Annotated in this window: 14 protein-coding genes; 8 read left to right on the top strand and 6 right to left on the bottom strand. The window is 72.1% G+C overall.

Going from position 1 to position 13,884, the window contains the following annotated elements; all coding sequences use genetic code 11:
- Positions 1-25 precede the first annotated feature (25 nt).
- Positions 26-718, bottom strand: coding sequence for a response regulator transcription factor (locus P5G50_RS16155; protein WP_301211982.1), 693 nt, complete (start codon positions 716-718; stop codon positions 26-28).
- Between the two features lie 149 nt (positions 719-867).
- Here P5G50_RS16155 and P5G50_RS16150 point away from each other — a divergent pair, with 149 nt between their 5' ends.
- From P5G50_RS16150 to P5G50_RS16135, 4 genes are read left to right on the top strand one after another with little or no spacing between them, the layout of a single operon-like run.
- Positions 868-2,100: an NAD(P)/FAD-dependent oxidoreductase gene (locus P5G50_RS16150; protein WP_301211983.1), complete on the top strand. Its 1,233-nt coding sequence runs from the start codon at positions 868-870 to the stop codon at positions 2,098-2,100.
- A complete protein-coding gene (gene folP, locus P5G50_RS16145) occupies positions 2,087-3,013 on the top strand; it encodes a dihydropteroate synthase (protein ID WP_301211984.1) in 927 nt (308 codons plus the stop codon). Before P5G50_RS16150 ends, folP begins: the two co-directional genes overlap by 14 nt.
- Complete coding sequence (locus tag P5G50_RS16140; protein ID WP_301211985.1) at positions 3,006-3,776, top strand: pyrimidine reductase family protein; 771 nt, start codon at positions 3,006-3,008, stop codon at positions 3,774-3,776. Before folP ends, P5G50_RS16140 begins: the two co-directional genes overlap by 8 nt.
- A gap of 4 nt (positions 3,777-3,780) precedes the next feature.
- On the top strand, positions 3,781-4,659 hold the full coding sequence (locus P5G50_RS16135; RefSeq protein WP_301211986.1) for an aminoglycoside phosphotransferase family protein: 879 nt from the start codon (positions 3,781-3,783) through the stop codon (positions 4,657-4,659).
- Here P5G50_RS16135 and P5G50_RS16130 read toward each other — a convergent pair.
- The 4 genes from P5G50_RS16130 to P5G50_RS16115 are packed head-to-tail and all read right to left on the bottom strand — an operon-like array spanning position 4,646 to position 9,048.
- Positions 4,646-5,083, bottom strand: coding sequence for a VOC family protein (locus tag P5G50_RS16130; RefSeq protein ID WP_301211987.1), 438 nt, complete (start codon positions 5,081-5,083; stop codon positions 4,646-4,648). The two genes, P5G50_RS16135 and P5G50_RS16130, sit on opposite strands and share 14 nt — an antisense overlap.
- Positions 5,084-5,093: 10 nt before the next feature.
- Positions 5,094-6,737: a DNA repair helicase XPB gene (locus P5G50_RS16125; protein WP_301211988.1), complete on the bottom strand. Its 1,644-nt coding sequence runs from the start codon at positions 6,735-6,737 to the stop codon at positions 5,094-5,096.
- A gap of 47 nt (positions 6,738-6,784) precedes the next feature.
- On the bottom strand, positions 6,785-8,740 hold the full coding sequence (locus P5G50_RS16120; protein ID WP_301211989.1) for a helicase-associated domain-containing protein: 1,956 nt from the start codon (positions 8,738-8,740) through the stop codon (positions 6,785-6,787).
- An 8-nt stretch (positions 8,741-8,748) separates the two neighbouring features.
- Positions 8,749-9,048 (bottom strand): hypothetical protein, encoded by a 300-nt coding sequence (locus tag P5G50_RS16115; RefSeq protein ID WP_301211990.1) that lies wholly within the window; start codon positions 9,046-9,048, stop codon positions 8,749-8,751.
- A gap of 56 nt (positions 9,049-9,104) precedes the next feature.
- Here P5G50_RS16115 and P5G50_RS16110 point away from each other — a divergent pair, with 56 nt between their 5' ends.
- The gene (locus tag P5G50_RS16110; protein ID WP_301211991.1) at positions 9,105-9,485 is read left to right on the top strand and encodes a cold-shock protein; all 381 of its coding nucleotides are present in this window, start codon (positions 9,105-9,107) and stop codon (positions 9,483-9,485) included.
- Entirely contained in the window at positions 9,478-10,380 is a 903-nt protein-coding gene (locus P5G50_RS16105) for a DUF3027 domain-containing protein (RefSeq protein ID WP_301211992.1), read from the top strand. Before P5G50_RS16110 ends, P5G50_RS16105 begins: the two co-directional genes overlap by 8 nt.
- 95 nt (positions 10,381-10,475) lie before the next feature.
- Here P5G50_RS16105 and serC read toward each other — a convergent pair whose 3' ends face one another.
- On the bottom strand, positions 10,476-11,591 hold the full coding sequence (serC, locus tag P5G50_RS16100; protein WP_301211993.1) for a phosphoserine transaminase: 1,116 nt from the start codon (positions 11,589-11,591) through the stop codon (positions 10,476-10,478).
- Between the two features lie 128 nt (positions 11,592-11,719).
- On the opposite strand from serC, the gene P5G50_RS16095 reads away from it, so the two are divergent.
- Together P5G50_RS16095 and P5G50_RS16090 are read left to right on the top strand one after the other, a co-directional pair.
- The gene (locus P5G50_RS16095) at positions 11,720-12,412 is read left to right on the top strand and encodes an iron-dependent transcriptional repressor DtxR (protein ID WP_301211994.1); all 693 of its coding nucleotides are present in this window, start codon (positions 11,720-11,722) and stop codon (positions 12,410-12,412) included.
- Positions 12,413-12,629: 217 nt separating this feature from the next.
- Positions 12,630-13,499 carry a C40 family peptidase gene (locus tag P5G50_RS16090; RefSeq protein ID WP_301211995.1) on the top strand — a complete coding sequence of 290 codons (870 nt, stop codon included), beginning with the start codon at positions 12,630-12,632 and terminating at the stop codon, positions 13,497-13,499.
- Positions 13,500-13,884 lie beyond the last annotated feature (385 nt).

Here is a 13,884-nt window from a genome sequence, read left to right as displayed (position 1 = left end):
ATGTGCGGGAGCAGTGCCCCGGCCCTCACGCCTTCGCGGCCTTGAGCATGTAGCCGAAGCCGCGCTTGGTCTGGATCAGCGGCTCGCTGGAGTGCGCGTCGACCTTGCGGCGCAGGTACGAGATGTACGACTCCACGATGCCCGCGTCGCCGTTGAAGTCGTACTCCCAGACGTGGTCGAGGATCTGCGCCTTCGACAGCACGCGGTTGGGGTTGAGCATCAGGTAGCGCAGCAGCTTGAACTCGGTCGGGCTGAGCTCGATCGCGGTGTCGCCGACGAAGACCTCGTGCGTGTCCTGATCCATGGTGAGCTCGCCGGCGCGGATCACCGCGTCTTCGTCGGCCTGCATGGTCCGGCGCAGGATGGCCTTGATGCGCGCCACGATCTCGTCGAGACTGAACGGCTTGGTCACGTAGTCGTCGCCGCCGACGGTGAGGCCGGTGATCTTGTCCTCGGTGTCGTCCTTCGCGGTGAGGAACAGGATGGGAGCCGTGTAGCCGGCCCCGCGCAGCCGCTTGGTGACGCCGAAGCCGTTCATGTCCGGCAGCATGACGTCGAGGATGATGAGGTCTGGCTCCTCTTCGAGGACCGCGGAGATCGCCTGTGCGCCGTTGCCCACCGCGCGCACGGCGAAGCCGGCGAAGCGGAGGCTGGTGGTGAGCAGATCGCGGATGTTCGGCTCGTCGTCGACGATGAGAATGCGGGGTCCTGCGTTCATGGGAAATATTATCTGCGCATCGGCTGGGGCTTCCCTGTGAGCCGTCGGTGCGCGATCGGTGCGGAGTGCGTGGACGGCACGTGCGCGGGTCGTGTGCAGGGCTGGCGCTCGCCGAGGGCAGCGTGGATGCTGTGAGGGAGGAGGACGCCATGTCCAGACGTACCGTCGTGATCGCGGGCGCCGGTCTCGCCGGAGCCACCACCGCCGTCGAGCTGCGCGAGCGCGGCTTCGAAGGCCGCATCCTGCTGCTCGGCGCCGAGGAGCACCACCCCTACATCCGGCCCCCGCTGTCGAAGGAGTACCTGAAGGGCGAGGCCGACATCGACGCCGCCTACGTCAAGCCCGGCGAGTGGTACTCCGAGCACGACGTGGAGTTCCTGCCCGGCACGGAGGCCGGCTCATTCGACCCCGGCGCGCACGAGCTGTTCGTCGCCGGCGGCGGCCGGCTCACCTACGACAGCCTGGTGCTCGCGACAGGAGCGAGCGCCCGGCCGCTGTCCGTCCCGGGCAGCGGCCACGGCGCCGTCCTGCAGCTGCGCACCATCGAGGACAGCCAGCGGCTCTACGCGGCCCTGGAGGTCGGCGGCCGCCGCATCGTCGTGGTCGGCTCCGGCTGGATCGGGATGGAGGTGGCGGCAGCCGCACGCGGGTTCGGCAACGAGGTCACCGTGGTCGGCCGCTCTGCCGTGCCGCTCAGTGCGGCGATCGGGCGCGGCCCGGGCGCGGTCTTCGAGCGCCTCCACACCGATCACGGCGTCGCCTTCCGCAACGGCGACCACGTCGTCGCGGTCGAGGGCGCGACGCGCGAGCAGCACGCGGCGGAGGTCGTCCTCGCGTCGGGGGAGCGCCTCCATGCCGACCTCGTGGTCGCCGGGGTCGGCGCCGCCCCGAACACGCGGATCGGCGAGCGGTCGGGACTGAGCGTGCAGAACGGCCTCCTCACCGACAAGGCGATGCGCACCTCCGCCGAGGACGTGTACGCCGTCGGCGACGTCGCGAACCCGTTCCTCCCCGCCATCGGCCGGCACCTCCGCAACGAGCACTGGGCGAACGCCATCGCCGGCGGCACGGTCGCGGCGCGGGCGATCCTCGGCGAGCGGGCGTCGTACGACGACATCCCGTACTTCTACTCGGACCAATACGATCTGGGCATGGAGTTCTCCGGGTACGCGCCGCTCATGGCGGACGCGCGGGTGGTGTATCGCGGCGACGTGGAGGCGCGGGCCTTCATCGCCTTCTGGCTGCGGGGCGACCGCGTTGTCGGCGGCATGAACGTGAACGTGTGGGACGTGCAGGACGACATCCAGCGCCTCATCCGCGACGGCGACCGCATCGACGAGCAGCGGCTGACCGACGAGAGCGTGGACCTTGCCGCCGTCTGAGTCGTCGCCGTCCGAGCCCTACCTCCCGCCGCTGCGCATCCCGGTCCGCACGATCGGCGACCGCACCATCGACTTCTCCCGCCGCGTCGCGATCATGGCGGTCGTCAACCGCACGCCGGACTCCTTCTACGACCAGGGCCGCACCTACGCCTTCGACCGCGCGGTCGATGCTTGCTTCGAGGCCGTCGCGCTCGGCGCCGACTGGGTCGACATCGGCGGGGCGCCATTCGCGCCGGGCGAGCCCATCCCGGTCGAGGAGGAGGTGGAGCGGGTGGTCCCGGTGGTCGCCGCGCTGCGGGCCGGCTCCGACGTCGTCATCTCGGTCGACACCTTCGACGCGGAGGTCGCGCGCCACGCCATCGAGGCGGGCGCGACCGTGATCAACGACACCACCGGGCTCAGCGACCCGCGACTCGTGGAGGTCGTGGCCGTCAGCGCCGCCACCCTCGTCATCACGCACAGCCTCGCCCGCCCGCGCACCCCGTACCCGCGGCCGCACTACGACGATGTCGCCGCGGAGGTCGCCGCGTTCCTGCGCGACCGGGTCGACCGCGCGACCGCCGCGGGCATCCCCGAGGAGCGCCTGATCGTCGATCCCGGCCACGACCTCAACAAGAACACGCTGCAGTCGCTGGAGCTGACGCGCCGCCTGCGCGAGATCGCCGACCTGGGCCTCCCCACCGTCGCCGCGGTGTCGAACAAGGACTTCATCGGCGAGACCCTCGACGCCCCGCGCTCGGAGCGGCTGGAGGGGTCGCTGGCCGCGGCCGTGGTGTCCATCGTCAACGGCGCCCGCATCATCCGGATGCACGACGTGCGCGCGTCGGTCGCCGCCGCCCGCATGACGGAGGCGATCCTCGGCCTCCGCGAGCCCGCCTACCTCAAGCACAACATGGGAGACGTGAATGACTGAGCCCGCCATCGCCCGCCTCCACCCGGTGCCGTCGGAGGACGCGCTGACCGACGACGACATCGCGGCGCTGTACAGCGCGGGCACCGCCGGCGCAGCCGGCTCCGACGACCCGTGGGTGCGCGTCAACTTCGTGAGCAGCGTCGACGGCGCGGCCACGGTCAGCGGGCTCTCCGGCGGCCTCTCCGACGCGGCCGACCGACGGGTCTTCGACCTGCTGCGCCGGCTCTGCGACGTCGTGGTCGTGGGCGCGGGGACCGTCCGCGCCGAGGGCTACGGACCGATGCGCGTCGACCAGGAGTCGCAGCGGGCACGCCGCGAGTCGGGCATGACGGAGCATCCCGTCTTCGCCATCGTCTCCGCGAGCCTCGACCTCGACCCGGCGAGCCCGATCTTCCGCGAGGCGCCCGAGCGCGCGATCGTGGTCACGACCGAGCTGGCGCGGCCGGAGGCGCGGGAGGCGCTCTCCGAGGTCGCCGATGTCGTCGTGTGCGGCCGTGAGCACGTCGACGCCGCCCGGCTGGTGGGCGAGCTGGCGGGTCGTGGGCTCACCCGCATCCAGTGCGAGGGAGGCCCGCGCCTCTTCGCCGACCTCGTCGCGGCCCGCGCCGTCGACGAGCTGTGCCTGACGGTCAGCCCGATGCTCGCAGCAGGGGGAGCATCCCGCATCGCCACCGGGGCGGCCCCGATCGTGCCCGAGCGGATGCGGCTCGCCCACGTGCTGCAGGGCGGCGACACGCTGCTGCTGAGGTATGTCCGCTCCTGAGCCGGTGATCGATGCCCGCCTCGCCCGGAGGCTGGTCGACGCCCAGTTCCCGCAATGGCGGTCGCTCCCGCTGCGCCCGGTCGAGCATGACGGCTGGGACAACCGCACCTTCCGGCTCGGCGACGAGCTGAGCGTCCGCCTCCCCAGCGCCGCCGGGTACCGCGAACAGGTCGCCAAGGAGCAGGAGTGGCTGCCGCGGCTCGCCCCGCACCTCCCGCTGCCGATCCCGTCGCCGGTCGCGGTCGGCGTGCCCGGGGAGGGCTACCCGTGGCCGTGGTCGGTGTATCGCTGGCTGCCCGGCCGCCCGCTGGTGCTCGAGCAGGGCGTCGACGCCGTGGCCCTCGCCGAGGACGTCGCCGGCTTCCTCCACGCGTTGCGGGCGGCACCCGCGGAGGGCGGGCCGGCGCCGGGCACGCACAACTTCTTCCGCGGTGCCCCGCCCGCGGTCTACGAGGAGGAGGCGCTCGCCGCCTTCGACCTGCTCGACCGGGTGCCCGGCGCCTCCCTCACGCGCAGCAGGGCTCACGCCATCTGGGCGGACGCGACGGCGACGACCTGGAGTGCGCCTCCCGTGTGGTTCCACGGCGATGTCGCGGTGGGCAACCTGCTGATGCGCGACGGGAGGCTCTCCGCCGTCATCGACTTCGGCACCTCCGGGGTCGGCGACCCCGCGTGCGACCTGGTGCCGTTCTGGACCTTCCTCGACCCTCCCGCCGCCGACGTCTTCCGCGACGCGGTGGGCCTGGAAGACGCGACCTGGGCACGCGCCGCGGGCTGGGCGCTGTGGAAGGCGGCGATCACCGTCCGCGACCGCCCTGACCACGCGGAGGCGCTGCACACCCTCGCGCGCCTCGCCGCGACCGGGCCGGTCAGCCCGCTCTGAGGTCCTCCGCGAGCATCACGAGGATGCCGCTCGGACCGCGCAGGTAGGTGAGCCGGTAGACATCCTGGTAGTTCGCGACACCGCGCAGCGGGTGGCAGCCGTGCCGGGCGGCGATCGCGAGGGCCGCGTCGAGGTCGTCGACCTGGAAGGCGACGCGGTGCATGCCGATGTCGTTCGGCCGCGCCGGCTCCGTCTCGATCGCGTCGGGGTGGAGGTACTCGAACAGCTCCAGCCGCCCGTCGCCTCCCGGCGTCTGCAGCAGCGCGATCCGCGCGTGGTTGCCGTCGAGGCCCACAGCCGTGTCGGCCCACTCGCCGCTGACGGTGTCCTGACCGGCCAGCGTCAGCCCGAGGTCGGTGAAGAAGGCGATGGCGGCGTCCAGATCGCGCACGGCGATCCCGACGTTCTCGAAGCGGATGCCCATGCGGGAGACCCTACGCCGCCGCCAGCGCGTGCGCGTCGAGGATCGTGTACGAGTACCCCTGCTCGGCGAGGAAGCGCTGCCGGTTCTGTGCGAAGTCCTGGTCGACGGTGTCGCGCGAGACCAGCGTGTAGAAGCTCGCCGACAGCCCCGACTCCTTCGGGCGCAGCAGCCGCCCGAGCCGCTGAGCCTCCTCCTGCCGCGAGCCGTACGAGCCCGAGACCTGGATGGCGACCGTCGCCTCCGGCAGATCCACCGAGAAGTTCGCGACCTTGCTGACCACGAGGACCGGCGTGCGGCCGTCGCGGAACTCCTGGAACAGCCGCTCCCGCTCGTCAACCGGCGTCGCGCCAGTGAGCTGCGGCGCGCCCAGCGCCTCCGCCAGCTCGTCGATCTGGTCGAGGTATTGGCCGATGACGAGGATGCGCTCGCCCGCGTGCCGGTCGGCGAGCTGCTTCACGACGTCGAGCTTCGCCGGCGCCGTGGCGGCGAGGCGATAGCGCTCGTCGTCGGGGGCGGCCGCGTAGCTGAGGCGCTCCGAGGCCGGGAGGTCGATCCGCACCTCATAGCAGGCGGCCGGCGAGATGAAGCCCTGCGCCTCGATCTCCTTCCACGGCGCGTCGAAGCGCTTCGGCCCGATCAGGCTGAACACGTCGCCCTCGCGGCCGTCCTCGCGGACGAGCGTCGCCGTCAGGCCCAGTCGGCGGCGGGCCTGCAGCTCCGCGGTGAGCTTGAACACCGGAGCGGGCAGGAGGTGCACCTCGTCGTAGACCACGAGTCCCCAGTCGAGCGCGTCGAGCAGCGCCAGGTGCGCGTACTCGCCCTTCCGCTTGGCCGTGAGGATCTGGTAGGTCGCGATCGTGACCGGCTTGACCTCCTTCAGCTGGCCCGAGTACTCGCCGATCTCGTCCGCGGTGAGGCTCGTGCGCCGCAGCAGCTCGTCGCGCCACTGCCGCGCCGACACCGTGTTGGTGACGAGGATCAGCGTGGTCGTCTTGGAGGTCGCCATCGCGCCGGCGCCCACCAGCGTCTTGCCTGCGCCGCAGGGGAGGACGACGACACCGGAGCCGCCGTCGAAGAAGTTGGTGACCGCCTTGCGCTGGTAGTCGCGCAGCGCCCAGCCGTCCTCGCGCAGGTCGATCGGGTGCGGGGTGCCCGGCGTGTACCCGGCGAGGTCCTCCGCGGGCCAGCCGAGCTTCACCAGCTCCTGCTTGAGCTGGCCGCGCGCCCACGCCTGCACGACGAACGTCGTGTCGTCGCGGCGCTCCTCCAGCAGCGGCGCGATGCGCTTGGCGCTCGCCACCTCCGTCAGCACGGCGAGGTCGTCGGAGCGCAGCAGCAGCGTGCCCTCCTCGTCGCGCTCGATCACCAGGCGGCCGTAGCGCGCGACGGTCTCGGCGACGTCCACCGACACCGTCTGCGGGATCGGGAACTTGGAGTAGCGCTCCAGCGTGCCCAGCATGTCCTCGGCCGTGTGGCCGGCGGCGCGCGCGTTCCACAGCCCCAGCCGGGTGATCCGGTACGTGTGGATGTGCTCGGGCGCGCGCTCGAGCTCGGCGAAGACGGCGAGGTCGTGGCGGGCGTCCTCGGCGGCGGGATGCGCCACTTCGAGCAGGACGGTGCGGTCGCTCTGGACGATCAGGGGGCCATCGGACATAACAGGCGAGTCTACGCCGCGCGGGTGTCAGCAGCCTGGGCGCGGCGTCAGTCCGCCGGCCGCACCCCGCGCACGCTCGACAGCGGCACCGTGCGCTCGACGTCGGCGGTGCGGTCGCGGCCGCGCAGCCTCCCGCCGCCCACGCCGGTCGGCTCGAGCACCAGGTCGAGCGTGCGGCCGTCCGGCATCGCGACCTGGACGACCACGGTCTGGCGGGCGCGCACGGCCTGGTCGAGCTGGCGGGCGAGCCATTCGCCCGCGTCGTCACCGCCCGCGGAGCCGTGCTCGCGCAGCCGGGCGATCAGCTCCGCATCCTGGTCGCGGCCGGAGGCGGGTCGCGGGTGAGCGACGCGGTTGCGCCGCAGCGGTACCGGCCGGCCGGCGGCGTCCTCGGCGAGCACCGGGTAGCGGGCGTCGGCCAGCGCCCAGAACACCACATCCCGCGCGAAGCGGCTCACCAGCGACTCGCCCGACCGCACGAGCCGCAGCGCCGCGAGCGACTGGTCGACCTCGATCGTGCGCAGCAGCGTCGCATCCGGCGACCGGACCGCCGATCGCACACCGTCGCCCGTTGCGTCGCGCACCCGCACGCGTCCGTGCCGGTCGGCGGCGTCGGTGATCACATACTCGATCGGCTGCGGCAGCCCGGTCAGCGAGATCTCCGTCAGGAACGCACGGATTCCCTCCGCCGTCTCCCCGGCCGTCAGCGCGCGGTCGACCGAGGCGGGGGAGAGGCGGAACGTGGAGGCGAGCGCCCGGCTCTCGATGTCGGCCATGCCTCGCAGGCGCGACTCGATGGCGGGGGCGAGCGGCCCCGGGGAGACGATGGTGAGGTCGTGCTGCAGGTACACCCGGTCGACCTCGCCCGGGAACAGCGGAGCGAGGGCGGCGCGGGCGGCGTCGCTCCCGTCGCGGAGGAGGGCCGTGCCCGGCGTGCTCGGTGTCAGGTCGCGCGACGGCGCGGTGCGTGCCGCCCCCGTCGGGCCGCCCGGAGCGGCGTCCGTCGTCGCGAGTCCCAGCCACAAAGCGTCGCGGAGCCGCGCGTCGAGCCGCTGCTGCGCCTCCCGCGGCGATCCCGGGTGCAGCCAGGCGGCGTGCTCGCGCAGCGCGGCGCCCCAGCGGTCGGCGGCGTGCGCCTCCAGGAGCGTGCGCACGTCGCCCGGGAGCGTCGCGAGCCACGCGTCCGCGAGGCGCTGCCACCGCTCGGGGGTCGCGCCGCGCAGCCAGCCGCGTGCACCCTCCGTCGGCAGCCAGGCCGCGTCCTCGATCGCGATCAGCCCGGCGCGCGAGGCGACGCTCATCACCACCGGCACGGCGGCCTGGTCGACGGCCAGCGCCTCCGCGAGCCGCTTGGCCGCCGGCAGCGCGAGGCCGCCCTTCTGCAGCTCGCGCGCGCCCTCGCGGGAGAGCTCCGCCAGCAGCTCGGAGACGGCGGTCACCGCCTCGAAGGCGCGCTCCGCCGCGAGGCGGTCACCCGCGGCACGATCGCCCGCCTCCCGGGTGGCGTCCGCGGCAGGGTCGGGATCCGGCGGCGCCGTGTCGAGGAGCGCGTCGGGGGAGGGCAGGCCGCCCGCCTCCCACGCCTCCAGTCGCGCGATCACCGCGTCGTACGGCGCGACCGCGGCGTCGCCGGGCGCCCCCTCGTCGGCGGGTTGCACCAGCAGCCGGTCGGTGAGCAGCGCGACCGCGGCCTCCACGCGCTCCCGTGGAACCTCCGCCGTCGCGGCATGACCGCGCAGAGTCTCGGCGACCGCACCCGGGCCGAGGGGCACATCGGCCCGGCCGAGGGCCACCAGCGCCGCGAGCTCGATGCGGTCGAGCCGGAGCAGCGCCTCCTGCACGGCGTCGGCGTCGAGCAGCGCCTCGGCGAGGTCGAAGAAGTCGGAGACGCCGGCACGGCGGTAGCTGCGCGCGTGCAACCCGGCCAGCAGGTCGTCGTCGCGCATCGCCCGCAGCCGCGAGGCCAGGGCGAGCGTCGTCGTCATCGCGCCGGTCCGGCTCACCGCGGGGACTAGCGGCGCCCCTTGCCGGTCGTCCGGCCCGCCGCCTCCTTGGCGGCCCGGCTGCGCTGACGACCGCTCACGATGATCAACACGATGATCAGCACGAACGCGATCGGCAGTGCGATCAGCGGGAAGGTGAACACGGCCGGCCACAGGCCCTGCCCGGAGCTCTGCTGGGCGAAACCGTTCACGGCCGTGCCGATCAGGATGGCCGCGATGCAGACCAGGGAGACGATCACGAGCGCGGCCGCGATGTAGGAGAGGACGCGCTGGAGCCGCGATGTCGGAGACGGGGTCTGCTGGGTCACGGAATCAAGGATAATTGAGGTTGGTCATTCGATCCCCCATGTGAAGTGAGGTTCCCATGCCAACCGGCAAGGTCAAGTTCTACGACGACGAGAAGGGCTTCGGCTTCATCAGCTCCGATGACGGCCAGGAGGTCTTCCTGCACGCCTCGGCGATCCCCGCCGGAGCCGTCGTGAAGGCGGGGACCCGCCTCGAGTTCGGCATCGCCGACGGCAAGCGCGGCGCGCAGGCGCTGTCGGTGCGGGTGCTGGAGGCTCCCCCGAGCCTGGTGAAGCTCAAGCGCAAGTCGGCGGACGACATGGCGATCATCGTGGAGGACCTGGTCAAGCTCCTCGACGGCGTCGGCGCCAACCTGCGCCGCGGCAAGTACCCGGACAAGCAGCACGGCGCCAAGATCGCCGCCGTGCTCCGCCGCGTCGCGGACGAGCTGGATGCCTGACAACGACATCGCGGACCTCCTCGCCGCCGCCCCGCTCGCCCGCGAGGCGCTGCAGGAGATCACGCCCGCGTCCTCGATCGGCGAGCCGCTCGGCCATGTGGTCGAGGGCGATGGCGTCGTCTCGCTGTTGTTCGAGAGCCGCCTGCCCGGCTACCCCGGGTGGCGCTGGACCGTGACGGTCGGCCGCGCCGAGGAGGACGCGGCGCCGACCGTGCTCGAGGTCGAGCTGATGCCCGGCGACGACGCGCTCCTCGCTCCCGAGTGGGTGCCGTGGTCCGAGCGTCTCGCCGAGTACCAGGCGGCGCAGGAGGCGCTGGCCGCGGAGGCGGGGGAGGAGTCGGAGGAGGACGACGAGTCCGAGGACGACGAGTCCGATGACGACGAGTCCGATGACGACGAGGACGAGTCGGATGACGACGAGGAGGACTCGGACGACGACGACTCCGACGACGACGACGGCTCGGACGACGATGACGACGCCGACGATGACGACGACTCGGACGACGACTCCGACGATGACGACGACTCGGACGACGATGACGACGACTTCGACGACGACGAGGACGATGAGGTGCACGACCTCCACCTCGACGACGACGTCGACGGCGTCGACATCGACGCGGTCGAGCTCGACGGCGTCGACTCCGATGCCGACACCGACGTCACGCTCGACCTCGCGGCGGAGGAGGAGGCGGCCCTCGCCGATGCCGACGACGAAGACGACCAGGACGACGCCGACGACTCAGCCTCGGCGCCGGGCGACTCCGAGGTAGACGAGTCCGACGAGCCCGAGGGCGATGCCGACGCCGATGGTCCAGAGCCAGAGGCCGAGAGCGGCTCCGAGGGCGCCGGCGACGATCAGCACGACGACGAGGGCGACGACCCACAGCGCTAGGCCGGCGAGCACGGCCGCCCGGTCGTCGGTCGCGACCGGCACCGGGTCCGGCCGGCGCTCGTCGTCGCGGAGCCAGAGGCGCACGCCGGCTCCGCTCAGCCCAGCCGCTCGACCACGTACTCGACGCAGCCGATCAGCGCGCGCACGTCGTCCGGCTCGATCGCCGTGAACGTCGCGACGCGCAGCTGGTTGCGGCCGAGCTTGCGGTACGGCTCGGTGTCGACGACGCCGTTGGCGCGCAGCGTCTTCGCGACCTGCGCGGCGTCGATGCCGTCGGCGAAGTCGATGGTCACGACGACCTGCGAGCGGTGCGACGGCTCCGCGACGAACGGCGTCGCGTAGTCGACTCCCTCGGCCCAGTCGTAGAGCAGCCCCGACGACTCGCGGGTGCGGGCGTCGGCCCAGGCGAGACCGCCGTTGCCGTTCATCCAGGCGATCTGCTCCTCCATCAGGACGAGGGTCGCGACCGCGGGCGTGTTCAGGGTCTGGTTGAGGCGGGAGTTGTCGACCGCGTTCTTGATGCTGAGGAACTCGGGGATGTAGCGGTCGCCCGCCGCGATCCGCTCGACGCGCTCGATGGCGGCCGGGGAGAACAGCGCGAACCACAGGCCGCCGTCCGAGGCGAAGTTCTTCTGCGGCGCGAAGTAGTAGACGTCGGCCTCCGCCGCGTCGATCGCGACGCCGCCGGCGGCGCTCGTCGCGTCGATCACCGTGAGCGCGCCCGCGTCACCGGCGACCCGCTTCACGGGTGCCATCACGCCGGTCGAGGTCTCGTTGTGCGGCCAGGCGTAGACATCCACGCCCTCCACCGGCTCCACCTCGCTGCGCGAGCCGCCGGGCGCCTCGATCACGTGCGGCGCCTCCAGCCACGGGGTCTTCGCGGCCTTGGCGAACTTGCCGCCGAACTCGCCGAAGACGAGGTTCTGGCTGCGGCGCTCGATCAGCGAGAAGGCGGCGGCGTCCCAGAACGCGGTCGACCCGCCGTTGCCGAGCACGACCTCGTAGCCCTCCGGCAGCGCGAACAGCTCCGACAGGCCCTCGCGCACGCTCGCGACCAGGTTCTTCACGGGCGCCTGGCGGTGGGAGGTGCCGAGCAGCGCGGCGCCGGGCCCGGCGAGGGCGGCGACCTGCTCCGGACGGACCTTGGACGGGCCGCAGCCGAATCGTCCGTCGGCGGGCAGGAGGTCAGAGGGGATCGTCACGTCCGGCATAAGTGCAGTGTATCGATGGTTGCACCAGTGGCTCCCGCCCGGCGCGTGCGGGAGCGGCCTGCGCGCGTTGGTCATCCGCACCAAGTAGGCTTCACTGCGACATCCGTGCGCCGGGAGTGGAGGGACTCATGACCGATCTGATCGACACGACGGAGATGTACCTTCGCACCATTCTGGAGCTCGAGGAGGACAACATCGTCCCCCTGCGCGCCCGCATCTCCGAGCGACTCGGTCACTCCGGCCCCACCGTCTCGCAGACCGTCGGGCGCATGGAGCGCGACGGGCTCGTCGTCGTCTCGGGCGACCGGCACCTCGAGCTCACCGACGACGGCCGCCGCAAGGCCGTCCACGTCATGCGCAAGCACCGCCTCGCCGAGCGGCTCCTGAGCGATGTCATCGAGCTCGAGTGGGAGTACGTCCACGAGGAGGCGTGCCGCTGGGAGCACGTGATGAGCGAGCAGGTCGAGCGCAAGCTGATCACCATGCTCGGGCACCCGACGGAGTCGCCGTACGGCAACCCCATCCCCGGACTGGGCGAGCTGGGCGCGCAGGACCCCTCCACGACCACTGAGAATCTCGTGAACCTCGTCGACGTGGTCCGCGGCGCTGATTCCGGGGTGACTGCCAGGATCCGCCGCCTGGGCGAGCCGGCGCAGGTCGACCCCGAGCTGCTCCTCCAGCTCAAGCAGGCCGGCGTTTTTCCCGGCTCGACCGGCACTTTCTCTCCCGCCGGATCATACGTCGCCGTGCAGATCGACGGCTTCGAGACGGGCCTCGAGCTGCCCAACGAGCTGGCGGCGCACATCTTCGTCGACGCCTGAACGCCGTTACCGATTCGTTAAAAAACTCGCGAAAAGATGTGACAAAGCCCGGGTCGTCCCTTAGGCTCGGGTAGTCCGAACGGGCCAGAAGCCGGCCCACCAGGACCCCGTCCGGGACGCTCCAACCCCCTGAACCCGTCTCCCGGTCGGACGCCGAAGCCGATGCATGCGGACGGGGGCAGCTCCCTAGTGCTGCCGGAGCGCTGGAGGTCGCACCTTGGCAAACCCAGGCACGCCCGGTTCCCAGGACCACCCGAACGAAACATCTCTCGAAACCGCTTCCCCCGCCTCCCGCCGCGCCCTGCGCAGCGCCGCGGCGGCGAAGCCCGCACCCTCCGCCGGCAAGAGCGGAGCCGCCCGCAAGAAGGGCGGCTGGATCGTCAACGTCGGCGTCATGACCGTCGCCACCGGCCTCATCGCCACGATGTCGCTCCCCGCCTTCGCGTTCAACCCGGACGGCGCCGAGAAGGCCGGGTTCGGCCCGAGCGCCTCCGACACCATGAAGAAGGCCCAGTCGCAGAGCGTCGAGGTGGGCGGCGTCGCCTCCGCGGCGGTCAACCGCGAGGAGGCCTCCGCCACCAGCGAGACCGAGCTGCAGTCGCGCAAGGCCGCCGAGGCCGCGGCCGCCGCTGCAGCAGCAGCCGCTGAGGCCGCCCGCCAGCAGGCCGCCGTGCAGCTCACCAACTACGCGAACAGCTACGCCGGCCCGTCGGCCTCCGACTTCCTGGCGAACCCGGCGTACCCGAACTTCTCGCTCTCGTCGGTCTTCTCGGTCGCCCAGCAGTACATCGGCACCCCGTACGTGTACGGTGGCTCGACCCCGGCCGGCTTCGACTGCTCCGGCTACGTGATGTTCGTCTACTCGCAGTTCGGCATCTCGCTCCCGCACTCCGTGTCGGGACAGGCCGCCGCGGGTACCCGCATCTCCATCGAGGACGCCCAGCCGGGAGACCTCGTGATCATGCCCGGTCACGACGGCTTCTACGCCGGCAACGGCAACATCCTCGATGCCCCGACCGAGGGCAAGTCGGTCTCCATCCGGCCCATCTGGACCAGCGACTACTACATCGTCCGCCTCGGCATCTGACGATCCGAGCAGGAACCCGCGGTGAACAGCGGGTGACGCTCTACCAGCAGCGGCGCGCCACGAATAGGTGGCGCGCCGTTTCTGCGTTACTCTGATGCCCTGACTCTCCCGTCATGACGCACCCGCGTCCGCGCAGATCGGAGGATCCGATGGCCGAGACGCCACGGATTCGGTCCCTCAGGGTGACCGCGCGGACCGAGCGCGGTCTCCGGCCGGTCGACGGCTCCGCCGGTCGCCCGCAGGACTACCTCGCCTGCCGTCACCATGTGGAGGCCTGCCTCCACCAGCATGTGGTGCGTCACCACCACCATGCCGCCGCCATCCAGGGCGCTGTCCGCACGGACAGTGCCCTTTTTGTTTGCCCAGCCTCCCCGGAAGGTCGCAG

The organism is Leifsonia williamsii (genome assembly GCF_030433685.1).
Lineage (GTDB): Bacteria > Actinomycetota > Actinomycetes > Actinomycetales > Microbacteriaceae > Leifsonia > Leifsonia williamsii.
This window is presented reverse-complemented; position numbering and strand designations above follow the sequence as displayed.

Excerpts from the sequence above, each read along its gene's own strand:
- serC (WP_301211993.1), bottom strand. The coding sequence starts at position 11,591 with ATGCCGGACGTGACGATCCCCTCTGACCTCCTGCCCGCCGACGGACGA.
- P5G50_RS16110 (WP_301211991.1), top strand. The coding sequence starts at position 9,105 with ATGCCAACCGGCAAGGTCAAGTTCTACGACGACGAGAAGGGCTTCGGC.
- P5G50_RS16125 (WP_301211988.1), bottom strand. The coding sequence starts at position 6,737 with ATGTCCGATGGCCCCCTGATCGTCCAGAGCGACCGCACCGTCCTGCTC.
- P5G50_RS16105 (WP_301211992.1), top strand. The coding sequence starts at position 9,478 with ATGCCTGACAACGACATCGCGGACCTCCTCGCCGCCGCCCCGCTCGCC.
- P5G50_RS16130 (WP_301211987.1), bottom strand. The coding sequence starts at position 5,083 with ATGGGCATCCGCTTCGAGAACGTCGGGATCGCCGTGCGCGATCTGGAC.
- P5G50_RS16150 (WP_301211983.1), top strand. The coding sequence starts at position 868 with ATGTCCAGACGTACCGTCGTGATCGCGGGCGCCGGTCTCGCCGGAGCC.
- P5G50_RS16140 (WP_301211985.1), top strand. The coding sequence starts at position 3,006 with ATGACTGAGCCCGCCATCGCCCGCCTCCACCCGGTGCCGTCGGAGGAC.
- P5G50_RS16095 (WP_301211994.1), top strand. The coding sequence starts at position 11,720 with ATGACCGATCTGATCGACACGACGGAGATGTACCTTCGCACCATTCTG.
- P5G50_RS16155 (WP_301211982.1), bottom strand. The coding sequence starts at position 718 with ATGAACGCAGGACCCCGCATTCTCATCGTCGACGACGAGCCGAACATC.